General features: G+C 66.0%; 26 protein-coding genes and 1 pseudogene. 17 read left to right on the top strand and 10 right to left on the bottom strand.

The features are described from left to right. The first annotated feature begins 55 nt into the window (after positions 1-55). The 15 genes and pseudogenes from ubiE (at position 56) to M0765_RS03430 (ending at position 13,382) form a co-directional block, all read left to right on the top strand. Positions 56-787 (top strand): bifunctional demethylmenaquinone methyltransferase/2-methoxy-6-polyprenyl-1,4-benzoquinol methylase UbiE, encoded by a 732-nt coding sequence (gene ubiE, locus M0765_RS03500; protein ID WP_126748374.1) that lies wholly within the window; start codon positions 56-58, stop codon positions 785-787. Positions 788-821: 34 nt separating this feature from the next. Beyond that, positions 822-1,847 carry a Tim44 domain-containing protein gene (locus M0765_RS03495; RefSeq protein ID WP_258502064.1) on the top strand — a complete coding sequence of 342 codons (1,026 nt, stop codon included), beginning with the start codon at positions 822-824 and terminating at the stop codon, positions 1,845-1,847. A gap of 48 nt (positions 1,848-1,895) precedes the next feature. Then, complete coding sequence (locus M0765_RS03490; protein ID WP_157615399.1) at positions 1,896-2,465, top strand: ubiquinone biosynthesis accessory factor UbiJ; 570 nt, start codon at positions 1,896-1,898, stop codon at positions 2,463-2,465. Beyond that, a complete protein-coding gene (ubiB, locus tag M0765_RS03485; protein WP_258502063.1) occupies positions 2,462-4,027 on the top strand; it encodes a ubiquinone biosynthesis regulatory protein kinase UbiB in 1,566 nt (521 codons plus the stop codon). Before M0765_RS03490 ends, ubiB begins: the two co-directional genes overlap by 4 nt. A 12-nt stretch (positions 4,028-4,039) precedes the next feature. After that, positions 4,040-5,479 (top strand): sodium:solute symporter family protein, encoded by a 1,440-nt coding sequence (locus tag M0765_RS03480; RefSeq protein WP_258502062.1) that lies wholly within the window; start codon positions 4,040-4,042, stop codon positions 5,477-5,479. Between the two features lie 183 nt (positions 5,480-5,662). Continuing rightward, positions 5,663-6,004 carry an FmdB family zinc ribbon protein gene (locus M0765_RS03475; RefSeq protein ID WP_157615393.1) on the top strand — a complete coding sequence of 114 codons (342 nt, stop codon included), beginning with the start codon at positions 5,663-5,665 and terminating at the stop codon, positions 6,002-6,004. 23 nt (positions 6,005-6,027) lie between these two features. Then, positions 6,028-6,648, top strand: coding sequence for a DUF502 domain-containing protein (locus M0765_RS03470; protein ID WP_258502061.1), 621 nt, complete (start codon positions 6,028-6,030; stop codon positions 6,646-6,648). Positions 6,649-6,681: 33 nt separating this feature from the next. Then, positions 6,682-8,487: an aspartate--tRNA ligase gene (gene aspS / locus M0765_RS03465; RefSeq protein WP_258502059.1), complete on the top strand. Its 1,806-nt coding sequence runs from the start codon at positions 6,682-6,684 to the stop codon at positions 8,485-8,487. 7 nt (positions 8,488-8,494) lie between these two features. Then, complete coding sequence (gene nudB / locus M0765_RS03460) at positions 8,495-8,968, top strand: dihydroneopterin triphosphate diphosphatase (RefSeq protein ID WP_258502058.1); 474 nt, start codon at positions 8,495-8,497, stop codon at positions 8,966-8,968. Then, complete coding sequence (locus M0765_RS03455) at positions 8,965-9,717, top strand: endonuclease/exonuclease/phosphatase family protein (RefSeq protein WP_258502056.1); 753 nt, start codon at positions 8,965-8,967, stop codon at positions 9,715-9,717. Before nudB ends, M0765_RS03455 begins: the two co-directional genes overlap by 4 nt. Before the next feature lie 64 nt (positions 9,718-9,781). After that, complete coding sequence (gene folE / locus M0765_RS03450; RefSeq protein WP_258502055.1) at positions 9,782-10,513, top strand: GTP cyclohydrolase I; 732 nt, start codon at positions 9,782-9,784, stop codon at positions 10,511-10,513. A 2-nt stretch (positions 10,514-10,515) separates the two neighbouring features. Beyond that, a complete protein-coding gene (locus M0765_RS03445) occupies positions 10,516-10,938 on the top strand; it encodes a BLUF domain-containing protein (RefSeq protein ID WP_126748385.1) in 423 nt (140 codons plus the stop codon). A 56-nt stretch (positions 10,939-10,994) separates the two neighbouring features. Further along, positions 10,995-11,875 (top strand): annotated as a pseudogene (locus M0765_RS03440) (EamA family transporter). 1 nt (position 11,876) lies between these two features. Beyond that, entirely contained in the window at positions 11,877-12,710 is an 834-nt protein-coding gene (locus tag M0765_RS03435) for a DUF429 domain-containing protein (protein WP_258502054.1), read from the top strand. Between the two features lie 150 nt (positions 12,711-12,860). Then, positions 12,861-13,382 (top strand): BON domain-containing protein, encoded by a 522-nt coding sequence (locus M0765_RS03430; protein ID WP_258502052.1) that lies wholly within the window; start codon positions 12,861-12,863, stop codon positions 13,380-13,382. 81 nt (positions 13,383-13,463) lie between these two features. On the opposite strand, the gene M0765_RS03425 is transcribed toward M0765_RS03430, so the two are convergent. The 6 genes from M0765_RS03425 to M0765_RS03400 all read right to left on the bottom strand — a co-directional run bounded on the left by M0765_RS03425 (position 13,464) and on the right by M0765_RS03400 (position 17,041). After that, positions 13,464-14,021: a ferritin-like domain-containing protein gene (locus M0765_RS03425; RefSeq protein WP_258502051.1), complete on the bottom strand. Its 558-nt coding sequence runs from the start codon at positions 14,019-14,021 to the stop codon at positions 13,464-13,466. Beyond that, positions 14,018-14,512, bottom strand: a complete 495-nt coding sequence (locus tag M0765_RS03420; protein WP_258502050.1) for a hypothetical protein — start codon at positions 14,510-14,512, stop codon at positions 14,018-14,020. Before M0765_RS03420 ends, M0765_RS03425 begins: the two co-directional genes overlap by 4 nt. After that, positions 14,499-14,882 (bottom strand): phage holin family protein, encoded by a 384-nt coding sequence (locus tag M0765_RS03415; RefSeq protein ID WP_258502049.1) that lies wholly within the window; start codon positions 14,880-14,882, stop codon positions 14,499-14,501. Before M0765_RS03415 ends, M0765_RS03420 begins: the two co-directional genes overlap by 14 nt. A 35-nt stretch (positions 14,883-14,917) precedes the next feature. Then, positions 14,918-15,295 (bottom strand): hypothetical protein, encoded by a 378-nt coding sequence (locus M0765_RS03410; RefSeq protein WP_258502042.1) that lies wholly within the window; start codon positions 15,293-15,295, stop codon positions 14,918-14,920. Positions 15,296-15,349: 54 nt separating this feature from the next. Then, positions 15,350-15,514, bottom strand: a complete 165-nt coding sequence (locus M0765_RS03405; RefSeq protein ID WP_157615369.1) for a DUF1328 domain-containing protein — start codon at positions 15,512-15,514, stop codon at positions 15,350-15,352. A 207-nt stretch (positions 15,515-15,721) separates the two neighbouring features. Next, positions 15,722-17,041 carry a CHASE3 domain-containing protein gene (locus tag M0765_RS03400; protein ID WP_258502040.1) on the bottom strand — a complete coding sequence of 440 codons (1,320 nt, stop codon included), beginning with the start codon at positions 17,039-17,041 and terminating at the stop codon, positions 15,722-15,724. Positions 17,042-17,172: 131 nt separating this feature from the next. On the opposite strand from M0765_RS03400, the gene M0765_RS03395 reads away from it, so the two are divergent. Next, positions 17,173-17,805 carry a response regulator gene (locus M0765_RS03395; RefSeq protein ID WP_015866882.1) on the top strand — a complete coding sequence of 211 codons (633 nt, stop codon included), beginning with the start codon at positions 17,173-17,175 and terminating at the stop codon, positions 17,803-17,805. 67 nt (positions 17,806-17,872) lie between these two features. Here M0765_RS03395 and M0765_RS03390 read toward each other — a convergent pair whose 3' ends face one another. Next, positions 17,873-18,277 carry a response regulator gene (locus M0765_RS03390; RefSeq protein WP_258502037.1) on the bottom strand — a complete coding sequence of 135 codons (405 nt, stop codon included), beginning with the start codon at positions 18,275-18,277 and terminating at the stop codon, positions 17,873-17,875. A gap of 231 nt (positions 18,278-18,508) precedes the next feature. On the opposite strand from M0765_RS03390, the gene M0765_RS03385 reads away from it, so the two are divergent. Further along, positions 18,509-20,518 carry an AsmA family protein gene (locus tag M0765_RS03385; protein ID WP_258502035.1) on the top strand — a complete coding sequence of 670 codons (2,010 nt, stop codon included), beginning with the start codon at positions 18,509-18,511 and terminating at the stop codon, positions 20,516-20,518. Between the two features lie 47 nt (positions 20,519-20,565). Here M0765_RS03385 and M0765_RS03380 read toward each other — a convergent pair whose 3' ends face one another. The 3 genes from M0765_RS03380 to gpmA all read right to left on the bottom strand — a co-directional run bounded on the left by M0765_RS03380 (position 20,566) and on the right by gpmA (position 23,715). Next, entirely contained in the window at positions 20,566-21,327 is a 762-nt protein-coding gene (locus M0765_RS03380) for a HesA/MoeB/ThiF family protein (protein ID WP_258502034.1), read from the bottom strand. 97 nt (positions 21,328-21,424) lie between these two features. Next, complete coding sequence (locus M0765_RS03375; protein WP_258508102.1) at positions 21,425-22,867, bottom strand: S41 family peptidase; 1,443 nt, start codon at positions 22,865-22,867, stop codon at positions 21,425-21,427. Positions 22,868-22,971: 104 nt separating this feature from the next. Next, a complete protein-coding gene (gene gpmA / locus M0765_RS03370; RefSeq protein ID WP_126748397.1) occupies positions 22,972-23,715 on the bottom strand; it encodes a 2,3-diphosphoglycerate-dependent phosphoglycerate mutase in 744 nt (247 codons plus the stop codon). Between the last annotated feature and the right edge of the window lie 42 nt (positions 23,716-23,757).

The raw sequence follows: 23,757 nt of genomic DNA, 5'->3' as shown, positions 1-23,757 counted from the left end.
CGTCTTCGCAGGGTCGCCATCTTGAGGTGTGTGCTTCCGGCCTAATATCAGGCCAATGAGCACCACCCACTTCGGCTTCGAAAAAGTCGACGAAAGCGAGAAAGCGCAACGTGTTCGCGGCGTCTTCGACTCCGTCGCCACGCGTTACGACCTCATGAACGACCTGATGTCGATGGGGCTGCATCGCGCCTGGAAGGCCTACACCGTGATGGTGGCCAACGTGGGCGAAGGCTCGCGCGTGCTCGACATCGCGGGCGGCACCGGCGACCTCGCACTGGCTTTCTCCAAGAAGGTCGGCGCCAGCGGCCAGGTGGTGCACACCGACATCAACGAAGCCATGCTGCGCACTGGCCGCGACCGCCTGCTCGATGCCGGCGTCGCGCTGCCCACGCTGGTGTGCGACGCTGAGAAGCTGCCCTTTCCGAGCGACCACTTCGACGTGGTGACCGTCGCCTTCGGCCTGCGCAACATGACGCACAAGGACATTGCGCTGAAGGAAATGAACCGCGTGCTCAAGCCGCGCGGCAAGCTCCTGGTGCTCGAGTTCTCGAAGGTGGCCAAGCCGCTCGCAAAGGCCTACGACTGGTATTCGTTCAATGTGCTGCCGCGCCTGGGCAAGCTGGTGGCGGGCGACGACGCCAGCTACCGCTACCTGGCCGAGTCGATCCGGATGCATCCCGCGCAGGACGAGCTCAAGACCCTCATGAAAGAGGGCGGTTTCGGGCATGTGGACTATCACAACATGACGGGTGGCGTGGTCGCCCTTCATGTTGGAATCAAGTGTTGATGACGCGAATTCTTCGCTCTAAAGAGGAGACGACATGAAAAGTTTGAGTTCTTTGTTCCTGGCTTGCGTGCTGGCCCTGGTCAGCGTGCAGGCCGATGCAGCCCGCATCGGCGGCGGCAAATCGGTCGGTCGCCAATCGTCCAACGTGACGCAGCGCGAAGCCGCATCGCCCAGCGCGCCCGCGCAGCAAAACGCAACCAACGCAGCGCCGCGGCCCGCAACGCCGGCGCCCGCTGCCGCGGCACCCAAGCGCCCATGGGGTGCAATGCTCGGCGGCCTGGCCGCCGGCCTGGGCCTGGCCTGGCTTGCAAATTCGCTCGGCCTTGGCGCCGGCTTTGCCAACATCCTGCTGATCGGCCTGCTGGTCATGGCCGGCCTGTTTGTGTGGCGCATGTTCAAGGCGCGTTCGGCCGCCTCGTCGGGCGCCAGCCGCCAGGGCGGCTTCGCCTTCCAGGGCGCGGGCAACCCGGCCAACGCCAGCGCGCCTGCGCAGTACAGCCCCGCCAACGTCGGCAACGACGCCTCGGCACGGCCGTGGGAGCGCAACGCAACCGCCTTTGACGCCTCGCCCGCGCACACCGACGAGCGGCATGGCAGCAGCCTTTCCGCGGCGGGTGCCGCGGCCGGCGGCAGCATGATCGGCTCGGCGCTCTCGGGCTCGCAGTCGTGGGGCATTCCGGTCGGCTTCGACGTGGACGGCTTCCTTGGCGCGGCCAAGCGCAACTTCGTCACGCTGCAAGACGCCTGGGACCGCGCCGACGTCACCACGCTGCGCTCCATGATGACCGACAGCATGGTCGACGAAATCCGCACGCAGCTGGCCGACCGCGCCAGCCATACCGGCGGCGCGCCGAACAAGACCGAGGTGGTGATGCTCGACGCCAAGCTGCTCGGCATCGAGGAACTGGCAGACGCCTACATGGCCAGCGTGGAGTTCTCCGGCATGATCCGCGAGGACGACTCGGCCGGCCCGGGCCCGTTCCGCGAAGTCTGGAACATGACCAAGCCCGTCAGCGGCAACAGCGGCTGGCTGGTCGCAGGCGTGCAAGCGCTGCAGTAAGCGCATTCCGGCGGCCATGAGGCCGCTTACAGAACCGATAATGGGGACATGGCCACACCATCGTCCCCATTTTCTTTTCTCGACGACCTGTTCAATCGCATCGGCGAACGGCTGCAGCCACCCGCCTGGGCTGTGCACGAGATCCAGCACCGCGCGGTGCTGTTTCTCAACCATGTGCTGCAGCAGGAGCCCGAAGCCCAGCAGCGGCTGCTGCGGCAGCAGGGGCGGGTGGTGCGCTTCCAGTGGCGCTTCGTCACGATGGAGCTGGTGGCCACGCCCGCCGGCCTGCTCGACCTGGCGCCGCCGGGCTCGGTGCCTGAGCTCACACTCACCGTCACGGATGAGTCCCCCTTCGACCTGGCGCGCGCCACGCTGCGTGGCGACAAGCCATCGGTGCAGATCATCGGCGACGTGCAGCTTGCGGCCGAGGTCAACTGGCTGGTCGACCATGTGCGTTGGGACGTCGAGGACGACCTCGCGCGCCTGATTGGCGACGTGCCGGCACACACCATCGCCAACGGCGCCCGCAAGGTGGCGGGCGCGCTGCGCCAGTTCGTCGGCGGCAAGCCCCCGCAAGCCGGCGGTTCGGCGGCCGGCCCGGCGAGCACGGCCGAATGAGGCGCTTCTACCGCGGATTCTTCATCGTCTGGGTCGCGCTGCGCTACGGCCTGGACGAACTCGTGCTCACGAGCTTCCAGAAACCCTGGTTGCGCGTGGTGGCGCGGGTCGTTTCCATCGGCCGCAACCTCGACGCGCCGCGCGGCCAGCGCCTGCGCGAGGCGCTCGAGCGGCTGGGCCCCATCTTCGTGAAGTTCGGCCAGGTGCTCTCCACCCGGCGCGACCTGCTGCCGCCCGACATTGCCGACGAGCTTGCCTTTCTGCAGGACCGCGTGCCGCCGTTCCCGTCGTCCGTGGCCATTGCCACCATCGAGCGGGCCTTCCGCCGACCGGTGGGCGATGTGTTCGTGCAGTTCGACGAGACGCCAATTGCCAGCGCGTCCATTGCCCAGGTCCACTTTGCGACCATCCGCACCAATCAGGGCGAGGTACGGGAGGTGGCCGTCAAGGTGCTGCGCCCCAGCATGCGCGGCGTGATCGAGAAAGACCTTGCCCTCATGGCCATGATGGCCGGCTGGGTCGAGCGGCTATCGCCCGACGGCAAGCGCCTGAAGCCGCGCGAGGTGGTCGGCGAGTTCGACAAGTACCTGCACGACGAGCTCGACCTGGTGCGGGAAGCGGCCAATGCGGCCCAGTTGCGCCGCAACATGGCCGAACTCGACCTGGTGCTCATCCCCGAGATGTTCTGGGACTTCTGCCACCCCGAGGTGATCGTGATGGAGCGCATGAACGGCGTGCCCATTGCACAGCTCGACCGTCTGCGCGCGGCCGGTGTCGACATTCCCAAGCTCGCTCGCGACGGCGTCACGATCTTCTTCACCCAGGTGTTCCGCGACGGCTTCTTTCACGCCGACATGCACCCGGGCAACATCCAGGTGAGTCTGGCACCGGAGACCTTCGGGCGCTACATCTCGCTCGATTTCGGGATCATCGGCACGCTCACGGAGTCGGACAAGGAATACCTGGCGCAGAACTTCGTGGCCTTCTTCCGGCGCGACTACAAGCGCGTGGCCGAGCTGCACCTGGAAAGCGGCTGGGTGCCCGAAGGCACCCGCATCGACGAGCTGGAGGCGGCAATCCGCACCGTGTGCGAGCCGTATTTCGACCGGCCATTGAAGGAAATCTCGCTCGGCATGGTGCTGATGCGGCTGTTCCAGACCTCGCGGCGCTTTCACGTCGAGATCCAGCCGCAACTGGTACTGCTGCAGAAGACCCTGCTCAACATCGAGGGCCTGGGCCGCCAGCTCGACCCGGAGCTCGACCTCTGGCACACCGCCAAGCCATTCCTCGAAAAGTGGATGGTCGATCAGATCGGCCCCAGGAAGCTGTTCCAGCAGCTCAAGGCCGAGGCGCCGCGCTACGCAAAACTGCTGCCGCAACTGCCGCGGCTGCTGCACGATTTCCTTGAAAATCGGCCGGCCGACAACCGCCGCGAGCTGCTCGAACTGCTGGCCGCGCAAAAGCGCACCAACCGGTTGCTGCAGACCATCATCTACGGTGGCATAGGATTTGTATTGGGATTGCTCGCCATGCAGTTGCTGGTGCGCGTGAAGTTGTTCTAGAGGAGAGTCCCCGTGTTGCTGACGCTGGTTGTCGTTTATCTGCTGGTCACCATTGCGATCGGCCTCTACGCCGCCAAGCGGGTGAAGAACACCACCGACTTCGCCATTGCTGGGCGGCACCTGCCGCTCTTCATGATCGTGACGACCACCTTCGCCACCTGGTTCGGCTCCGAAACGGTGCTCGGCATTCCGGCCAAGTTCATCGAAAGCGGGCTGAACGGCGTGGTCGAAGATCCGTTCGGCGCGGGCACCTGCCTCATCCTGGTCGGGCTGTTCTTCGCGGGCAAGCTCTACCGCATGACCCTGCTGACCATCAGCGACTACTACCGCGAGCGCTACGGCCGCGGCGTGGAGGTGGCCTGCTCGCTCATCATCATGCTGAGCTACCTGGGCTGGGTGTCGGCGCAGGTCACGGCGCTCGGGCTGGTGTTCAACGTGCTTTCCGCCGGCGCCATCAGCATTCCGGTGGGCATGGTGATCGGGGTGGTTTCCATCCTGGCCTACACCCTCTTCGGCGGCATGTGGTCGGTGGCGGTGACCGACTTCATCCAGATGATCATCCTCGTCGCGGGGCTTGCCATCATTGCGGTGTTCGCCGGCAACATGGCCGGCGGCGCCGACAAGGTGGTGGCCTTCGCGGTCAGCAAGGACCTCTTCAAGTTCTGGCCCGAGCCCAACTGGCACGACATGGTGTTCTTCCTTGCCGCGGCCATCACGATGATGCTCGGCTCCATTCCGCAGCAGGACGTGTTCCAGCGCGTCATGTCCGCCAACAGCGTCAAGGCCGCAACGCGCGGGCCGGTCATCGGCGGCGTGGCATACATCCTGTTCGCCTTCGTGCCGATGTTCCTGGTGGCCAGCGCGCTGCTGATCATGCCGGAGCAGACCGCCGCGCTGCTCAAGGACGATCCGCAGAAGGTGCTGCCGACCCTGGTGCTCGAGAAGATGCCGTTCGTGATGCAGGTGCTCTTCTTCGGCGCGCTGCTGTCGGCCATCAAGTCGACCGCCTCGGCCACGCTGCTGGCGCCGAGCGTTACCTTCACCGAGAACATCTGGCGCCAGTTCCGGCCCGCGGGCACCGACCGCCAGAACCTCATGACCATGCGCATCACGGTGCTGGTCTTCAGCGCGGCCGTGCTGGCCTATGCCATCCGCATGCAGGGCACGCCCATCTACGAACTGGTGTCGGGCGCCTACCAGGTGCCGCTGGTCGGCGCCTTCGTGCCGCTGGTGTGCGGGCTTTACTGGCGCCGCGGCACCACGCAGGGGGCGCTCGCTTCGATCCTGTTCGGCATCGGCACCTGGCTGCTGTTCCTGTCGATGCCCTGGGGCGCCGAGTTTCCGGCCCAGCTGGCCGGCGTGCTCGCCTCGTTCGGCGGCATGGTGGCCGGATCGCTGGCGCCGCAGTGGGTGACCAACACCCGCACGCCGCACCGGATGCTCGCAGCCTAGGAACGCCCCCGAAGCGCCTTTGGCGCCTCCCCCACTGGGGGCGCACCCGGCGGCCTGGCAGAGCCGGTTCCACGGGTGCACTGGCCGGGCCATGCGGGTTCATGCCTGCAGGGGCACCCTTATAATCGAGGGCTTTGCGAGCGGCCTCTGCTCGGTTTTTGCGCCGCTTTTTTACTCAATTCCATGCCCATTTACGCCTACAAGTGCAGCGCCTGCGGCTTTGCCAAGGACGCCCTGCAAAAAATGTCCGATGCGCCGCTCACGGTGTGTCCGGCATGCGGCGCGAGTGCCTTCGAAAAGCAGGTCACCGCCGCCGGTTTCCAGCTCAAGGGTTCCGGCTGGTACGTGACCGACTTCCGCGATGGCGGCGGCAAGAAGGCCGAAGCCGCCACCGCTGCACCCGCGAGCAATGGCGACAGCGCCGCCGCGCCAGCCGCCAAGACCGCGGAGGCTTCCAGCCCCGCGCCTGCACCCGCCCCTGCCTCCAGCCCTGCGCCGGCGCCAGCTGCCGCCAAGAGCGACTGACGAGCGACCGAGAACAACACACCATGCTCGCCCTGCGCAAATGGCTGTTTTCCGGCTTGCTGGTCATCGTTCCGCTGTTCATCACCCTGGCGGTGCTGAAGTGGATCATCGACACGCTGGACCAGACGCTCTGGGTGCTGCCGGTGGTCTGGCAGACATGGCTGCACGAAAACAACGTGCGCGGGCTCGGCGTGCTGCTCACGCTGGCCATCTTGCTGGGCGTCGGCGCCATTGCAAGCAACTTCGTGGGCAAGCGCCTGCTCGGTTGGGGCGACGCGGTGGTGCGGCGCATTCCCGTGGTGCGCTCGATCTACTCCAGCGTCAAGCAGGTGTCCGACACGCTGTTCTCCGAAAACGGCAACGCCTTTCGCACCGCGGTGCTGGTGCAGTGGCCCCGAGAGGGCGTGTGGACCATCGCCTTCGTGACCGGCGCGCCGGGTAGCGACGTGGTCGAGCACCTGGGCGGCGGCGACTACCTCAGCGTCTATGTACCCACAACGCCCAATCCGACGGGCGGTTATTTCGTGATGCTCAAGCGCAGCGATTGCATCGAACTCAAGATGAGCGTGGACGAAGCGCTCAAATACATCGTCTCGATGGGCGTGGTCGTTCCCGGCGGCCCCTCGACCCTCGCGAACAAGTAAGAAACGCGCCTTCGCGGCGCTGGAAATCAAGATATGGCCATGCGTACTCACTATTGCGGTCTTGTGACCGAAGCCCTGATGGGCCAAACCGTCACCCTGTGCGGCTGGGTCAACCGCCGCCGCGACCATGGCGGCGTGATCTTCGTCGACGTGCGCGACCGCGAAGGCTACGTGCAGGTGGTGTGCGACCCCGACCGCGCCTCCACCTTCGCCGTGGCCGAGAACCTGCGCAACGAGTTCTGCGTGCAGATCACCGGCCTGGTGCGCGCGCGCCCCGAAGGCACCACCAACGACCAGCTCAAGAGCGGCAAGATCGAAGTGTTGTGCCATGAGCTCAAGGTGCTCAACCCCTCGGTCACGCCCCCGTTCCTGCTGGACGACGACAACCTGTCGGAAACCACCCGCCTCACGCACCGCGTGCTCGACCTGCGCCGCCCGGCCATGCAGCGGAACATGATGCTGCGCTACAAGGTGACGATGGAAACGCGCAAGTTCCTCGACGCCAACGGCTTCATCGACATCGAAACCCCGATGCTCGGCAAGTCCACGCCCGAAGGCGCGCGCGACTACCTGGTGCCCAGCCGCGTGCACGACGGCAGCTTCTTTGCGCTGCCGCAGTCGCCCCAGCTCTTCAAGCAGCTCTTGATGGTGGCCGGCTACGACCGGTACTACCAGATCGTGAAGTGCTTCCGCGACGAAGACCTGCGCGCAGACCGCCAGCCCGAATTCACGCAGATCGACATCGAGACCTCGTTCCTCGCCGAAGAAGAAATCCGCGAGATGTTCGAGGGCATGATCCGCAACGTGTTCCGCAATGCCGCGGGCATCGACCTGCCGGTGTTCCCGACCATGACGTACGCGGACGCCATGTTCAAGTACGGCTCCGACAAGCCCGACCTGCGCGTGAAGCTCGAGTTCACCGAACTCACCGAGCTCATGAAGCGCGTCGAGTTCAAGGTGTTCTCCAACGCCGCCACCATGCAGGGCGGCCGTGTGGTTGCGCTGCGCGTGCCGGGCGGCGGAGCCGAAGGCGGCCTGTCGCGCGGCGAGATCGACGCGTACCAGGAGTTCGTCAAGATCTACGGCGCCAAGGGCCTGGCCTACATCAAGGTGAACGACGCAGCCGCCGGCCGCGAAGGTCTGCAGAGCCCGATCGTCAAGAACCTCGACGACGCCTCGCTGGCCGAGATCATCGCCCGCACGGGCGCCCGCAACGGCGACATCCTGTTCTTCGGTGCCGACAAGGAAAAGATCGTCAACGACGCCATCGGCGCGCTGCGCGTGAAGATCGGCCACAGCGCCTTCGGCAAGAAGGCCGGCCTGTTCGACGACCGCTGGGCGCCCCTGTGGGTGGTCGACTTCCCGATGTTCGAGTTTGACGAGGAAGGCCAGCGCTGGAGCGCCGTGCACCACCCGTTCACCGCGCCGAAGGACGGCCATGAAGACCTCATGGACACGGCCCCCGAGAAGTGCATTGCCAAGGCCTACGACATGGTGCTCAACGGCATCGAGATGGGCGGCGGCTCGGTGCGTATCCACCGCGAGGAAGTGCAGAGCAAGGTGTTCCGCGCGCTCAAGATCAGCGCCGAGGACGCCCAGCTCAAGTTCGGCTTCCTGCTCGACGCCCTGCAATACGGCGCCCCGCCGCATGGCGGCATCGCCATCGGCCTCGACCGCCTGGTCATGCTGATGACCGGTGCCGAGTCGATCCGCGACGTGATCGCCTTCCCCAAGACCCAGCGCGCGCAAGACCTGCTCACGCAGGCGCCGAGCCCGGTCGACGAGAAGCAGTTGCGCGAGCTGCACATCAAGCTGCGCAACACGCCCCAAACCGCCTGATGCGCCCATGACGACGAGCACCCGGCCCTGGAAGATTCCGGAGTCGGTGCTGGTCGTCATTCATACGCCGGCGCTCGACGTGCTGCTGATCCGGCGTGCCGATGCCAATGACTTCTGGCAATCGGTCACCGGCAGCAAGGACTTGGCCGACGAGCCGCTCATGCTCACCGCGGCGCGCGAGGTGGCCGAGGAAACCGGCATCCAATGCGGCGAGGGCACGCCCCTGGCCGCGGGGCTGGTCGATTGGCAGCTGAGCAACGTCTACGAAATCTACCCAGGCTGGCGCGCACGCTATGAACCGGGCGTGACGCACAACACCGAACACCTGTTCGGCCTGTGCGTGCCCGAGCGCCTGGTGCCCACCCTGGCGCCCCGCGAGCACACCGACTGGAAATGGCTGCCCTACCGCGAGGCGGCCGACGCGTGCTTTTCTCCGTCGAATGCCGAAGCCATTCTGTTGCTGCCAGAATTTGCCAGATGAACCTGCCGGCACACACCCTTCGGGTCGCGACCTACAACATCCACAAGGGTGTGCAAGGCATCGGGCCGGCACGGCGGCTGGAGATCCACAACCTGGGGCACGCCATCGAGCAGCTCGACGCCGACATCGTCTGCCTGCAGGAGGTGCGCAAGATGAACCGGCAGGCTGCGCTCCGCTTCGAGCGCTGGCCAGAGCTTCCCCAGGCCGACTTCCTGGCGCCCGAGGGCTACACCGCGGTTTATGAAACCAATGCCATCACGCGCCACGGCGAGCACGGCAATGCCCTGCTGACCCGCTGGCCCGTGATCCGCACCGGCCACCAGGACATTTCCGACCACCGCTTCGAGCAGCGCGGGCTGCTGCACGTGGTCATCGAGGTGGAGGGCCGGCCCGTGCATGCCATCGTCGTGCACCTGGGGCTCATCAAGGGCAGCCGCGTGCGGCAGGTTGCGCGGTTGCGGGAGTTCATCGAGCGCGAAGTGCCGGCCGGCGAGGCGGTGGTGGTTGCGGGCGACTTCAACGACTGGGGCGCGCGCATGCGCTACGCCATGAACGCCATGGGACTGCGCGACACCAGCGACCTGCGCGGGTCGCGAACCCTTACCTATCCCTCGCGCCTGCCCGTGGCGCAGCTCGACTTCGTCTATGGGCGGCACCTGGAGCCGGTGGCCTGTTCGGTGCCGCGCGGGCCGATCTGGGCGCGAATGTCTGACCACCTGCCGCTGGTGGCCGATTTTGTGCTGGCATGAGGCGCGCTTTTGCTGGCTTCTCCCTGCCGGGCCTGCAAAATGCGTTCGCTGATACCATGCGCGGATGCTGAGGAAAACCGACGTGGAACCGCGCCCTGACGGAAACAACGACGACGAGGGCACCCCCGTCTCGGTGAAGATCCGCGAACGCCTGACTGCCGCGCGCAAGCGCTTCAACGCCAACGACAACATTGCCGAGTTCATCGAACCCGGCGAACTCGAGTCGCTGCTCGACGAGGTCGAAGTGAAGATGAAGGGCGTGCTCGAAAGCCTGGTAATCGACCTCGAGAACGACCACAACACCGGCAACACAGCGCGCCGCGTGGCCAAGATGTACCTCAACGAAGTGTTCAGGGGCCGCTACGTGGCGCCGCCTTCGCTCACCGAATTTCCGAATGCCGAGCACCTGAACGAGCTGATGATCGTCGGCCCGATCACCGTGCGCAGCGCCTGCTCGCACCACTTCTGCCCGATCATAGGCAAGCTGTGGATCGGCATCATGCCCAACGAGCACACCAACGTGATCGGCCTGTCGAAATACGCGCGCCTTGCCGAATGGGTCATGGGCCGGCCCCAGATCCAGGAAGAGGCGGTGGTGCAGCTGGCCGACCTGATCCAGGAAAAAACCCAGCCCGACGGCCTGGCGCTCGTGATGGAAGCCGAGCACTTCTGCATGGCCTGGCGCGGCGTGAAGGAAATGGACAGCAAGATGATCAACTCCGTGATGCGCGGCGTGTTCCTCAAAGACCCGAGCCTGCGCCGCGAATTCCTCTCGCTGCTACCGAGGAGGAGCTGAACATGCTGGTCCGACTTCTCTACGCCAGCCGCGCCGTCGATACCAGCCCCGAGGCCATCGACGCCATCCTTGCGCAATCGCGCACGCACAACCCGTCCTGCGGCATCACGGGCATTCTTTGCTACGGTGCCGGCACCTTCCTGCAGGCCATCGAAGGCGGGCGCATGGCCGTGAGCGAACTCTACGGCCACATCCAGCGCGATGCGCGCCACAAGGACGTGGTGCTGCTGCACTACGAAGAAATTTCCGAGCGCCGCTTCGGTGGCTGGACCATGGGGCAGGTCAACCTCTCCAAGCTCAACGCCTCGACGCTGCTCAAGTACTCGGAAAAGCCCGAGCTGAATCCGTATGCGGTGTCGGGCAAGGTCTCGCTGGCGCTGCTCGAGGAACTGATGGCCACCGCGGCCATCGTCGGCCGCCACTGAGGCCAGTGGTGCCCGCGCCAGGCACTCCGCGTTCTCCCGGCCTCGCATAACCCGGGGTGCCGCTCTCCGCCTTCGCATTGATCCTGCTTGCCGGGATCATTCACGCCAGCTGGAACATCGCCGCCAAAAGGCGAACGGCGACGCACGCTTCGCGTTGCAAAGCGGCGTCTTCATGGCCGTTGTGTGGGCCCCCGTGGGCGTCACGCTGGGCTGGAGCGTGGTGCCGACCTGGGGCTTGAAGGAGTGGGGCTTCGTCGTGCTGAGCGGTGTGTTGCACGTCATCTACTACGTCATTCTGCTTCGCGGCTACCGCAAGTCCGATCTCACCGTGGTCTATCCGCTGGCGCGCGGTTCGGGACCGCTGCTGTCCTCGCTGGTCGCCATCCTGTTCCTTGGCGAGCGCATCAGCCTCGTCGGCGTCGCGGGCATTGCGGGCGTGGTGCTGGGTGTCTTCCTGGTGGCCGGCGGACCGGGCCTTTGGCGCAAGAAGCATGACCCGGCCCAGCGCGCGCGGGTTCACAAGGGCGTTCGCTACGGCGTGCTGACGGGGGCCTTCATCGCGGCCTACACAGTGGCCGACAGCTATGCGGTGAAATTCCTGGCGATGTCCCCGATCCTGCTCGACTACTTCGGCAACCTGGTGCGCGTGGGCCTGCTGCTGCCCGCCGGGCTGCACGACCGCACCGAAACGGCGCGGATGTGGCGCGCGCAGTGGAAGTACGCACTGCTGGTGGCGGTGATCAGCCCCGTTTCGTATGTGCTGGTGCTCTATGCGGTGCAGCAGGCGCCCATTTCCCATGTTGCGCCGGCGCGCGAAGTCTCGATGCTTTTCGCCGCGCTGATCGGCGGCCATCTGCTGCGCGAGGGCGATCGCCTGCTGCGGCTGCTGGGCGCAGCTTTCATTGCCGCCGGGGTGGTGGCACTCGCGCTGGGGTGAGATGAATTCGCCGCTGCTGTTCGGATGCGATTTTTCCTGCGCACCCACGTCGCGCAAGCCGATCGTCGTCGCCGCCGGACGCACCAGCGGGGCGGGCGAACTGGTGCTGACGGGCCTCCAGCGCTTCACCACGCTCGGCGCCTGGGCCGAGTGGCTGCGCAGCGAGCCGGCGTGGATCGGCGGCTTCGATTTTCCGTTCGGCCTTCCGCGCGAACTGGTCGAGCACCTGCGGTGGCCGCTGGAATGGAACGCGCTCATGGCCCACTATGCAGGCCTGAGCCGCGCGGAGATTCGCGCCACCTTTGCCGCGTTCTGTGCGGCGCGCCCGGTCGGCGGCAAGTTTGCGCACCGCGCCACCGATGCGCCCGCCGGTTCGAGCACGTCGATGAAATGGGTCAACCCGCCGGTGGCTTTCATGCTCCATGCGGGCGTGCCGCCGCTCCTGGCTGCCGGCGCGAGCCTTCCGGGGCTGCACATCGGCAGCAACAAAGACCGCATCGCGCTCGAGGCCTACCCCGGGCTGCTGGCCCGCGAGCTGATCGGCCGCCGCAGCTACAAGAGCGACGAGGCGGCCAAGCAAACGCCCGAGCGGCTGGCGGCGCGCACGAGCCTGCTCGCCGCGCTCGAGGCGGGCAACACGCGGCTGGGCCTGCGGGTGGCGCTCAGCAAGGCGCAACGCACCGAATTGCCGGGAGATGCGCGCGGCGATCACATCGATGCGGTGCTTTGCCTTGTTCAGGCCGCGTGGAGCGCGCAACGCGTATCCACTCCCGGGCCGGGTTTCGGCTTGCCGGAGAACTTCGATCCGATCGAGGGTTGGATCGTCACGGCCTGAGCCTTCTTGTCCTACAGGGTTTCGCGCCGGTCACGACTCCCGCGTCGTCGGCCCGAAAGCTAGATTGGGAAGGCGGTCCGGTCTCGTCCGGACCCCCTGCGCGCAACCCGCGCGCGTCACCCGCTCTTCAGAGCGAAACGGAGGATTCCAATGAAAAGAACTGTTCAGACCCTCGCCATGCCGTCGCCACGCACATGGCTCGCCGTGCTGCTGATGGCGGGCGCGGCACTGACGCTCGCCGCTTGCGACGCCTCGGACAACCGCACCGCGGGCGAGAAGCTCGACAGCGCCATTGCAAAGACCGAGAAGGCGGCGGAGACTGCCGCGGCCAAGACAGGCGAGGCCGTCAAGGACGCCAAGGCCAAGATCGATGCCTCCGGCACCACTGCCGAGGTGAAGGACGGCATGGCCAACATGACGGATGCCGCAAAGAGAGCCGGTACGGCCGCGAGCGCGACGGTGGACGATGCCGCCATTACCGCATCGGTCGCGGCGGGCCTGGCCAAAGACCCGGACCTGAGCGCGATCAAGATCGACGTGGACACCAAGGCCGGCGCCGTGAGCCTGAAGGGGCCCGCGCCCACCGCCGCCGCAAAGGCACGCGCCGAGGAAATCGCCAAGGGCGTGCAGGGCGTGACCTCGGTGGACAACCAGCTTGAAGTGAAGAGCTGAACGCGCTCTGCCTCGTCCCAAACAAAAAGCCCGGCTCGTCCGGGCTTTTTGTTGCAGAGCCCTCGCGAGGGCCCGTGAAGATCAGTGGCCGAGCCAGTCCTTGAGCTCGTCCGCGTGCTCTTCCTCGTCGGAAAGAATGTCTTCCAGCATGCGCCGGGTGGTCGGGTCCTTGTCGCCGATCAGCGCGATCATCTGCCGGTACGTTTCCACCGCAATGCGCTCGGCCACGAGGTTGGCGCGCACCATCGCCTGCAGGTCGGTCGATTCGTCGTAGCCGGCGTGGCTGCGTTCGAGCAGGTGGGTGGGCGCAAAGTCGGGCTCGCCTCCCAGTTGCACGATGCGTTCCGCAATGCGGTCGGCGTGGGCCGACTCTTCGTTGGCGTGCACCAGGAATTCTTCTGCGATGGCAGGCGACGACACGCCGCTGGCAGTGAAATAGTGGCGCTTGTAGCGCAGCACGCACACCAGTTCGGTGGCCAGCGCATCGTTCAGCAGCTTCACGACATCGTCGCGCCAGGGGCCGTAGCTCGGCGTGACCGCGCCTTCGTCGAGGCTGTTGGCCGCCGCCTCGATGGCTTTTTCGTCGAGCACCAGGTGCTCGTGCCTTGCCGGGTTGGTACCCGGGGAGTTCGCATTCATGGAGGGTCCTTTCGTGGGCTGGTGTTTTTCTGATGCATCAACGTGTTGACGACGTCTGCCACATCGGATGTCTTGAGCACCGCCGCCAGCACCGCCGTGAACGAGAGCAGGCGCCATGGCTTGACCAGCACGATGGCGGCGCCCGTGGCGGCGGCAATGGCCATGAGCTTGGCCGGCTCCTTGCGCGCATAGTGTTCGAGCAAGGGGCGTGCGAGCTGGCCCACCGCATGGGCGGGGTGCCGGCGCCACCAGCGCTCGGTCATGCTGCGCGCCATCGACGTCCACCGATGGCGGCTGCTGCGAGGCGGCGCCTCTTGCTGCGCGCCGTCTGAGGCGTACATCTCCGGATGATCTTCCTGCGCCGCGTACCGCCTGCCGTAGCGGCTGTCGCGCGGCTCGTCGTCTTCGCCGTTCAGATGCCGCACGAGTGCACGGCGCGAAAGCGCAAGGCGCTCCTGCGGCGTGAGTGAACTGCGGTCAGTGCCGGTCATGGCGGGCTCCTGCTTCATGCAACGCCTGCAGGTCTGCGTCGACCTGGGCGCGAAGATCGTCGAACGCGTAGCCCGGGAACGGACGGCTTGCCACCCAGGCGCAAATGCCGGCAATCACCAGCGCAACGCCGGGCACCGCCACCAGCACCCAATGGAAGCTGCCATGCAGCACGCCCATCAACACCGCAACCCCGATGAGCCCGAGCGCAAGCATGGCGCTCGCGGCCGCGACCACGCCCGCAACAATGCGGGCGACGAGCCCGCGTCCCGCCTCGGAGGCCTCTTGCCTCACGAGAGCGGCGTAATTGGCGGCGTGTTCGGCGATGAGTTCCGGATGCCCGAGCACCGTGGAAAAAATCGGATGAAGCATGGTGCGCGGAATCGGTGGAACGGGGCGTCAGCGGATCAGTATTCGTCCCGGCGGCTGCGGCTGGCCAGCACGATGAGCGCGGTGATGGCTGCACCCGCTGCGGCGGCAATCAGCACCGAGCGCACGGGCTGGTCGGAGATGTAGCGGCCGGTGACGTCAGCTGCCTGCTCCAGGCGGCGCTGTGCGCGAGCGCTGGTGGTCGAGGCTGCGTCCAGGCCGCGCTGCACGGCCTGCTGCACGCGCGCTGCCAGCTGTTCTACCGCCGGTTCTGCGTCGCGGCGCAGCTCGCGGACCTTCTCGCCGGCCGCATTCACCGCGTTCTGTGCGTAGGCGCGGGTCGACTCGACAGCCTCGTTGGCGGTCTGGCGTGCGTCGTCGGCGAGTTGCGAGGGAGTCTTGGTCGTCGTGTTCATGAGAATTTCCTTTCCGGGGAGATGAATTGCGGGAGCCTGTTGATCGTAACTACGCTACTTGCGTCGTAGCAAGCCGGCCAGGAAACTGGCAATGGCAAGTACGGCGAAGATCACGAAAAGGATCTTTGCGATTCCTACCGCGCTGGCGGCAATGCCGCCGAAGCCGAACACAGCGGCAATCAGCGCAATGACCAGAAACACCACCGTGTAATGCAACATGTGGACTCCTTCGAGACTTCGCTCGTTGTTGTGGGACTGCGCGTTCAAAAGATGAAATGAACGGCACAGGAGCAACCTTAAGTGGCGCCCCTGCAAGGCCCTGTCAGCGGCTGGGCGCGGGGAACGTAGGAGACGACCGAGTTCCCCTTCGCGCGCAGGCCGTTCATGCGCACCTGCGGCTGCGCCGGCCGCGCAACCGGCCGTGCCTCAGCGCGGCTTGACCACCGGCAACATCGCACTCAGGCGCGTGCCCCGGCCCGGCGTGGAAGAGATGGTGAGCTTGCCGCGTGCGGCTTCCACCCGGTGCCGCATGCCCGCGAGGCCATGCGTCGAAGGGTGGATGCGTTGCGGGTCGAAGCCCTTGCCGTTGTCGGCAACTTCCACGATCACGTGGTTCTCGTAGTTCTTCAGCACGATCGTCGCCTCGCTGGCTTCGGCGTACTTGCCGATGTTGGTGAGGCTCTCCTGCACCATGCGGTAGATGGTGAGCTGGCGCGACTCGTCCATGGTCACGGGCTCCAGCGCCATCTGCACCTGGATGCCCGAGCGCTCGGCGAATTCGCGCCCGAGGATTTCCAGCGACGCCACCAGCCCGAGGTTCGACAGCGACGACGGCCGGAGGTCCTCGATGATGCGGCGCTTCAGCGCAATGCCGCTGTTGAGCAGCTCGGTCAGGTGCTGCAGCCGCTGGGTGGCGTCCGGTGCCTCCAGCAGCCTCGACTTGAGGCGGGCGACGTCCAGCTTGGCCGCCGTCAGCAGCGAGCCGAGCTCGTCGTGCAGCTCGCGTGCGAGATAGCCGCGCTCGGTTTCACGCACGTCCTGCAGGTGGGTGGCCAGTTCGGCCAGCGAGGCCGTGCGTTCGCGCACCTCGTCTTCGAGTGCGTTGCGCTCGCGCTGAAGCGTTTCCTGCTGGCGCTCGCCGATGGAGCGCAATGCATGCGTCTGCCGCAGGTACAGGAAGAACGCGATGAGGGCGGCGAGCGCCACGATGGCGGTGCCGATTCGCGCAAGCCGCAGCGACTTCTTCACCTGCAGCTGGCTTTCCTGCAGGGTCTTGTTGCTGGCCGCCACCAGGTCGTGGGCACTCTTGCGGATGGCGTCCATTTCCTCGCGCCCCACGTCGGTGGTGATGACGAACTTCCAGGCATCCTCCTTGCCGTCCTGCCGCAGGCGCACGCTCATGTCCATTTCGGCTATCTTGCGCAGCACGTGCTTGGAGAGCTCCGCCAATTGGGTACGCTCTGCCGGCCGTTCGGCGTAAAGTTGGCGCAGTGTGGCAAGGTATCCATCGACCTGCTTGACGGCCATGTCGTAGGGTTGCCGGTAGCTGGTTTCGCCGGTCAGGAGGTAGCCTCGCTGTCCGGTTTCGGCATCGAGCATGCTCTGCAGGATCAGGTTGACCGTGGCGCGAACCCTTTGCGCCTCGTCGATGTTCGCCAGGGCCTGGGTCGATTGGCGATAGCCGGCCTCGTTGATACCGACGAGGGCCAGCGCAGCCAGTGCCGCGAGCAGTAGGCTCACGGCCATTTTTGGAGGAGCTAGCCAGTGCATGAAACTTTCAAAGGTGCTTTCAGCACAAGTTCGTGAATAATTGATAACAACCAGGGGATCGGCATGTTGCGGCCTCCTGGGCCGCGACACAACGAAGAAAGTAACAGATGATCAAAATTGGAATTGTGGACGACCACGCTATCGTGCGTTCGGGCCTGCGGCAGTTCTTCTCCGAACACGTCGACTTGCGCGTGGCCGGCGAGGCTGCCAGCGGGCGCGAGGCCATCGAGCTGGTGCGCACCACCGAACTCGACGTGCTGGTGATGGACCTTTCGATGCCCGGGCAAAGCGGTATCGACGCGCTTGCCATGATCCGCGCCAAGGCGCCGGACGTGGGAATTCTCATCCTCAGCGGCTACCCCGAAGAGCACTACGCGATGAACCTCATCCGCCAGGGCGCGAGCGGGTATCTCAACAAGGAGTGCGATCCGATGGAGATCGTCAACGCGATCCGCACCATCTCGCTGGGCCGCCGCTACATCACCCCGGCCGTGGCGGAACTGCTCGCCCGCCAGCTCGACCGCAAGGACGACGCCGCGCCGCACGAGCAGCTCTCGGAGCGCGAATTCCAGGTGTTCCTGAAGCTTGCCAAGGGCGAGACCGCGGGCGACATCGCCAAGACGCTGTCGCTGTCGGTCAAGACCGTGAGCACTTACCGCACGCGCCTCATGGAGAAGATGAACCTGTCTTCCAACAGCGACCTCACGTACTACGCGCTGAAGAACAAGCTGATCGATTGAGAAAAGAACCGGCCGGCGGCTGAAGAAGGAGGCGAAGAGGTCCGGCGCGGCTTCTTCGGCCTCTTTTTCATTTTGTGCCGGTGGCGGGGCGATGAGCCACCGCCTCCAGGATGCAGAAGTCGACCAGCGCGTCGATCTCGTTCGACTTGTCAAACACCGCATCCACTCCGAATTCGGCGCAGCGCCGCCGGATGTCGGGCGTTGCGTAGTTGCTGAGCACCACCACCTTCTGGTTCGGCCGGCGCGACGTGCAGGCCTGGAGCACGCCCAGGCCGCTTCCCTGCTTGAGAAAAAGATCGACCACCGCAAGGTCCCACTCGTCGCTGTGGTCCTGCAGCCATTGGCGCGCGTGCGCTTCGGTTTCGGCAAAGCCGACGACCGTCGTGCAGGTGAGTTCTTCCAGGGTACCGATGAGGTTTTCACGGATCGTGAGGTTGTCTTCGACGATGTATGTCTGCAATCTGGTATCCATGCCGAACCGCGCTTCCTCTGTTGGCAGGTGTCGCGACCGCCCCTGCTGGCGATTGCCTGCGCATCGAAGATTGAGGCGTCGCCGCCACGCATCATGCAGGGTTCGGAGGATGGGTGTTGTAGGCGGGTTCTGACGAGTCGGGCTCGCCGCGCCCTTCCGTAGGCAATGCCGCACGGTTTTTGCGGTTCATTGCCGACCCGGGCCGTCGAGGGGCAGGTATATCCAGACACCATGGCAACGAACGTCCTTCGCGACCGGCCACTCTGGCTCAAGCTGCTTGCGGCTTTCGTGCTGCTGTTGGCTGCGCTGGCGGTGGTGGTCGCGTTCTTTCCGTGGGACACATTGCGCGAGCCGATCAACCGCTACGTCAGCGAAAAAACCGGGCGCAAGTTCGAGATCACCCGGCGGCTCGATGTGGGCGTGGGCCTGCGCGGCGCCACCGTGAAGTTCGACGGCATCGAGTTTGCCAACCCTCCATGGGCCCGCGATCCCTACCTGGTGAAGGCCGAGCGCGCCGAGTTCGACATACGGCTGTGGCCTCTGCTCACGCAGAAGATCGTGATTCCGCGCCTGGCATTGTTCTCGCCGACGCTGGGGCTCCAGATGGAACCCGACGGGCGCCGCACATGGGCGCTCGGCAAGGACACCTCGGATCCCGGAACCGTGCCCGTCATCGGCCTGATGCAGGTCGACAACGGCACGATCGATTTCCTGGCCACGCACCTGGGCGTCGATCTGCACGCCGACGTGAGCTACGACACGGGCCGCGGCACGCTGCCGCTCAGCTACCGCATCAAGGGCCGCTACAAGGGCCAGCCGCTCACGGCCGAGGGGCGCACCGGCAACGTGCTGCAACTCAAGTCGGCCGGCCAGGAACCGTTTCCGATGGAGATCGATGCCGCGGCGGGGCAGACCCGCTTCAAGGCCGAAGGCACCGTGACCGACTTCGCCGATCTCGACGGCATCGACGCGAAGTTCGAACTCAAGGGCCAGACGCTCGGTGCCCTGTTTCCGCTGCTTGGCATCGCGCTGCCTGAGACCTCGCCCTATGCGCTGAGCGGCGACCTGCGCAAGCGCGCCAAGCTGTGGGAAGTGGCAGGGCTCAAGGGCAGGCTCGGCCTTTCCGACATTGCGGGCGACATGCGTTTCGACCAGGCCGGAAAGCTGCCGCGCCTCGCGGGCGAGTTGCGCTCGCGCCTGATGGACATGGACGACCTGGGCCCCCTCATCGGCTTGCCGCCCACTGAGCGCTCGGCCAAGGCGGTCGAAGGCGTGGCGCCGCCGCCCACGATCAAGCAGGCCAAGCGGGCGGCGGGCGACAAGGTGCTGCCCACCGCCACGCTCGACTTCGACCGCCTGCGCGCAATGAACGCCGACGTCAAATACACCGCCGATCGCATCCGCAACGTGCGCGACGTGCCGCTCGACCGCGGCAGCGTGCAGGTCAAGCTGACCGAGGGCGTGCTCGCCCTCGACCCGCTTGACCTGGGCGTGGCCAGCGGCAAGCTGGCCGGCGCCATCCGCATAGACGCTACCCAGAACCCGGCGGACATTCGCGCCTCGCTCGACCTGCGCAACATGCAGCTCAATCGCGTGGTGCCGAAGATCGAGACCATGCGCAGCAGCTTCAGCCGGCTCGATGGCCGGATCAACCTTTCGGGGCGGGGCAACTCGGTGGCCAGCTGGCTCGGCGGCGCCTCGGGCGACGTGGCGGCCCTCACCGGACGGGGCCGCTTCAGCAATTTGCTGCTCGAGTTCATGGGCCTGGACGGCGCCGAGATCATCAAGTTCCTGCTGCGCGGCGACCAGAACGTCGAGCTGCGCTGCGCCGCGATGGCGTTCGACGTCAACAAGGGCCTCATGACCAGCCGCAGCGTGGTGCTCGACACGGCCGACACCGTTTTCTATGCCACCGGCCACGCCAATCTTGCCACCGAGAAGCTCGACTTCGTGGTGCGGCCCGAGCCCAAGGACGCGAGCTTCCTCTCGCTGCGCACGCCGCTGGTCATCGGCGGCACCTTCGGTTCGCCTTCCGGCGGGGTTCAGGTGGTTCCGCTGGCGGAGCGCGGCCTGGCCGCATTGGTGCTGGGCGCGCTCAATCCGCTGCTGGCGCTGGCGGCGACCATCGAGACCGGGCCGGGCGAAGATGCGGACTGCAAGGGCGTGCTGTCGCAGGCCAACAAGCCCGGCTCCGGCGCAGCCGCCGGAGCGGCCAAGGCGAAGGGCGCAAAGCAGCGCTGAGGCCGGGAAGAGACGAGGAGGAGGGCGCCGAAGGAATGGGGCTGCCGTCAGGCGGTGCCCGCGCGATGCGCGCACACGCTGCAATGCGGGTCGCGCGCAATCTGCAGCGTGTCGAATGCCGTGCGGCGTCCGTCGAACATCAACAGCTTGCCCGCCAGCGAAGGACCGATGCCCGCGAGCAGCTTCAGCGCCTCGCTCGCCTGCAGCGTGCCGATGGTGCCCACCACGGGACCGAACACGCCGAGCACCGCGCAGAGCGTTTCCTCGAAGGCCGCGTCGGGCGGAAAAATGCACGCGTAGCAGGGAGACGCCTCGTCGCGCGTGTCGTAGACGCTCAACTGGCCGTCGAAACGGATGGCGGCGCCCGCCACCAGCGGCTTGCCGTGCGCCACGCAGGCGCGGTTCACCGCCTGCCGCGTCGCAAAGTTGTCGCAGCAGTCGATCACCACGTCCGCCGCCTCGACCAGGCGCGACAGCAGCGCCTCGTCGGCGCGTGCGGCGTGCGTTTCGATGGACATGCCGGGATTGATGTCGCGCATGGCCTGCGCGGCCGATTCGACCTTCAGGCTGCCCACCCGCGCATGGGTGTGGGCCACCTGGCGCTGGAGATTGGTGAGGTCGACCTCGTCGTCGTCCACCAGCGTGACGTGCCCGACACCCGCCGCGGCAAGGTACAGCGCCACCGGCGAGCCCAGGCCGCCCGCGCCGATGACCAGCGCGCGGCCGGCGCTCACGCGCGCCTGGCCGTCGATGCCGAATTCTTCGAGGAGGATATGGCGCGAATAGCGCAGCAGGTCGTCGTCATTCATGGTGGCTCACCCCAGGCTTGTGCCAAACGAAAAAATACCGCGGCCCGGCAGCGCCGGTTCCGCGGTATTTCCGGATCTGAAAGCGCCGAGCTCCCGATCAGTTCTCTTTTTTCTCTTCCTTGTTGTCGACGATGACCTGCGTCTTGCTGACCAGCACCGGCTGGCCCTTGAGGCGGTTGAGCGCCTGCATCAGCGGAAAGTCCTTGTCGGTGCCGAACTCGGGCACCTTGCGGTCCTGCGGCGGCTTCTTGGCTTCTTCCTCGAGGCGCTTGCGGGCTTCGTCGCGTGCCTTTTCGCGCTCCGGGTCCTTCGTTTCGGGGCCCTGGCCGCTGGCCAGGTGCTTTTCGAGGTCGGCCTCGCGCATGCGCAGGGCGGCGAAGGGGCTGCCCTCGGCGCTCTCGTCGATCAGCACGTTGGGCACGATGCCCTTGGCCTGGATCGAGGTGCCGCTCGGCGTGTAGTAGCGCGCCGTGGTGATCTTGAGGCCCGTGTCCGGGCCGAGCGGGCGCACCGTCTGCACCGAGCCCTTGCCGAAGGTCTGGCTGCCCATGATGGTGGCGCGCTTGTGGTCTTGCAATGCGCCGGCGACGATTTCGCTGGCCGAGGCCGAGCCTTCGTTCACCAGCACCACCAGCGGCACGGTCTTGAGGGCCGCGGGCAGGTTGCGCAGCGGGTCGCTGCCCGAACGGCGCTGGTAGAACTCGGGCGCCGCCTTGTAGACCGACTTGCTTTCGGCCAGCTGGCCGTCGGTGGAAACCACGGTCACGTTCTCGGGCAGGAAGGCCGCCGAGATGGCCACCGCTGCGTCGAGCAGGCCGCCCGGGTCGTTGCGCAGGTCGAGCACCAGGCCCTTCAGGTTGGGGTCTTCCTTGTAGATTTCCTCGACCTTCTTCACGAAGTCGTCCACCGTGCGTTCCTGGAACTGCGACAGGCGGATCCAGCCGTAGCCCGGCTCCACGAGCTTGCCGCGCACCGACTGGGTACGGATTTCCTCGCGCGTGATCGTTACCGGGAAGGTGCGGCTTTCGTCCTTGCGGAAGATGGTCAGCAGCACCTTGGTGTTGGCCTCGCCGCGCATGCGCTTGACGGCCTCGTTGAGCGACAGGCCGCGTACGGCCGTGTCGTCGATCTTGGTGATCAGGTCGTTCGGCTTCAGGCCCGCGCGGAAGGCCGGGGAGCCCTCGATGGGCGACACCACCTTGATGAGGCCGTCTTCCTGCGAGATTTCGATGCCCACGCCGACGAAGCGGCCGGTCGTGCCTTCCCTGAATTCCTTGAAGGACTTCTTGTCGAAGTACTGGGAATGCGGGTCCAGGCCGGCAACCATGCCGGAAATGGCGTCGGAAATGAGCTTCTTCTCATCGACGGGTTCGACATAGTCGCTCTTGACCATGCCGAAAACGGCGGCGAGTTGCTGCAATTCCTCGAGCGGGAGCGGCGCGAGCGAGCCGCGTGCGACCGTCTGCAAGGAGACGGTGGTCAAGACGCCGGCAACGGCGCCGGCGGCGACCCAGCCGGTAATCTTCAATTTGTGGCCCATCATGAGTGATTGTCCTTGTCGGCTGTCGAACCAATATACACAGCTTGGAAGCAAATTGCCTGCCGGGGTTCCACGGGGGAGTGCCGCCGAGGGGTTTTAATTCTTCAGCCCTTGCCTTGCGAGGCGACCGCCGCGGCGGCCTTTTCGGCGGCCGCGGCGTCGCCCAGGTAGTAGTGCCGCAGGGGCTTCAGGTCGTCGTCGAGCTCGTAGACCAGCGGAATGCCGTTGGGAATATTCAGGCCGACGATCGCGTCGTCCGAAATGCCGTCGAGGTACTTGACCAGCGCGCGAATCGAATTGCCGTGCGCGGCCACCACCAGGCGGCGCCCGGTGCGGATGGCCGGCGCCATCGATTCGTTCCAGAAAGGCAGCACGCGCGCGACGGTGTCCTTCAGGCACTCGGTCAGCGGAATCTGCTCGGGCGAGAGCTTGGCATAGCGCACGTCGCTGCGTTCGCTGCGCGGATCGTCGGCTTCCAGGGCCGGCGGCGGGGTGCCGTAGCTGCGGCGCCAGACCAGCACCTGCTCGTCACCGTATTTCTTGGCGGTTTCGGCCTTGTTCAGGCCCTGCAGGGCGCCGTAGTGGCGCTCGTTCAGGCGCCACGAGTGCACCACCGGTAGCCAGGTGCGGTCGAGTTCGTCCAGGGTGTGCCAGAGCGTGCGGGTGGCACGCTTGAGCACGCTGGTGTAGGCCACGTCGAAGTCGTAGCCCTCTGCCTTGAGCAGCCGGCCGGCCTGCTTGGCCTGCTCGATGCCGGTTTCGGTCAGGTCGACGTCGGTCCAGCCGGTGAAGCGGTTTTCGAGATTCCAGGTCGATTCGCCGTGGCGGATCAGTACCAGTTTGTGCATGTGGGAGGCCTTTGGCAGCGCTTGGGAAAGCCAGCATTCTAA

The organism is Variovorax sp. S12S4 (assembly GCF_023195515.1).
Taxonomy (GTDB): Bacteria; Pseudomonadota; Gammaproteobacteria; order Burkholderiales; family Burkholderiaceae_C; genus Variovorax.
The sequence above is the reverse complement of the archived record's forward strand: the minus strand, read 5'-3'. Positions and strand labels throughout refer to the sequence as shown.

What these genes read in the sequence shown, in the direction of transcription:
- M0765_RS03375 (WP_258508102.1), bottom strand. Translation starts at nt 22,867, where the DNA reads ATGGGCCACAAATTGAAGATTACCGGCTGGGTCGCCGCCGGCGCCGTT.
- M0765_RS03455 (WP_258502056.1), top strand. Translation starts at nt 8,965, where the DNA reads ATGAACCTGCCGGCACACACCCTTCGGGTCGCGACCTACAACATCCAC.
- M0765_RS03390 (WP_258502037.1), bottom strand. Translation starts at nt 18,277, where the DNA reads ATGGATACCAGATTGCAGACATACATCGTCGAAGACAACCTCACGATC.
- ubiE (WP_126748374.1), top strand. Translation starts at nt 56, where the DNA reads ATGAGCACCACCCACTTCGGCTTCGAAAAAGTCGACGAAAGCGAGAAA.
- aspS (WP_258502059.1), top strand. Translation starts at nt 6,682, where the DNA reads ATGGCCATGCGTACTCACTATTGCGGTCTTGTGACCGAAGCCCTGATG.
- M0765_RS03470 (WP_258502061.1), top strand. Translation starts at nt 6,028, where the DNA reads ATGCTCGCCCTGCGCAAATGGCTGTTTTCCGGCTTGCTGGTCATCGTT.
- M0765_RS03495 (WP_258502064.1), top strand. Translation starts at nt 822, where the DNA reads ATGAAAAGTTTGAGTTCTTTGTTCCTGGCTTGCGTGCTGGCCCTGGTC.
- M0765_RS03420 (WP_258502050.1), bottom strand. Translation starts at nt 14,512, where the DNA reads ATGACCGGCACTGACCGCAGTTCACTCACGCCGCAGGAGCGCCTTGCG.
- M0765_RS03430 (WP_258502052.1), top strand. Translation starts at nt 12,861, where the DNA reads ATGAAAAGAACTGTTCAGACCCTCGCCATGCCGTCGCCACGCACATGG.
- M0765_RS03380 (WP_258502034.1), bottom strand. Translation starts at nt 21,327, where the DNA reads ATGAATGACGACGACCTGCTGCGCTATTCGCGCCATATCCTCCTCGAA.
- M0765_RS03400 (WP_258502040.1), bottom strand. Translation starts at nt 17,041, where the DNA reads ATGGCCGTGAGCCTACTGCTCGCGGCACTGGCTGCGCTGGCCCTCGTC.
- M0765_RS03395 (WP_015866882.1), top strand. Translation starts at nt 17,173, where the DNA reads ATGATCAAAATTGGAATTGTGGACGACCACGCTATCGTGCGTTCGGGC.
- M0765_RS03410 (WP_258502042.1), bottom strand. Translation starts at nt 15,295, where the DNA reads ATGAACACGACGACCAAGACTCCCTCGCAACTCGCCGACGACGCACGC.
- M0765_RS03385 (WP_258502035.1), top strand. Translation starts at nt 18,509, where the DNA reads ATGGCAACGAACGTCCTTCGCGACCGGCCACTCTGGCTCAAGCTGCTT.
- ubiB (WP_258502063.1), top strand. Translation starts at nt 2,462, where the DNA reads ATGAGGCGCTTCTACCGCGGATTCTTCATCGTCTGGGTCGCGCTGCGC.
- M0765_RS03415 (WP_258502049.1), bottom strand. Translation starts at nt 14,882, where the DNA reads ATGCTTCATCCGATTTTTTCCACGGTGCTCGGGCATCCGGAACTCATC.
- nudB (WP_258502058.1), top strand. Translation starts at nt 8,495, where the DNA reads ATGACGACGAGCACCCGGCCCTGGAAGATTCCGGAGTCGGTGCTGGTC.
- M0765_RS03405 (WP_157615369.1), bottom strand. Translation starts at nt 15,514, where the DNA reads ATGTTGCATTACACGGTGGTGTTTCTGGTCATTGCGCTGATTGCCGCT.
- M0765_RS03435 (WP_258502054.1), top strand. Translation starts at nt 11,877, where the DNA reads ATGAATTCGCCGCTGCTGTTCGGATGCGATTTTTCCTGCGCACCCACG.
- folE (WP_258502055.1), top strand. Translation starts at nt 9,782, where the DNA reads ATGCTGAGGAAAACCGACGTGGAACCGCGCCCTGACGGAAACAACGAC.
- M0765_RS03445 (WP_126748385.1), top strand. Translation starts at nt 10,516, where the DNA reads ATGCTGGTCCGACTTCTCTACGCCAGCCGCGCCGTCGATACCAGCCCC.
- gpmA (WP_126748397.1), bottom strand. Translation starts at nt 23,715, where the DNA reads ATGCACAAACTGGTACTGATCCGCCACGGCGAATCGACCTGGAATCTC.
- M0765_RS03475 (WP_157615393.1), top strand. Translation starts at nt 5,663, where the DNA reads ATGCCCATTTACGCCTACAAGTGCAGCGCCTGCGGCTTTGCCAAGGAC.
- M0765_RS03425 (WP_258502051.1), bottom strand. Translation starts at nt 14,021, where the DNA reads ATGAATGCGAACTCCCCGGGTACCAACCCGGCAAGGCACGAGCACCTG.
- M0765_RS03490 (WP_157615399.1), top strand. Translation starts at nt 1,896, where the DNA reads ATGGCCACACCATCGTCCCCATTTTCTTTTCTCGACGACCTGTTCAAT.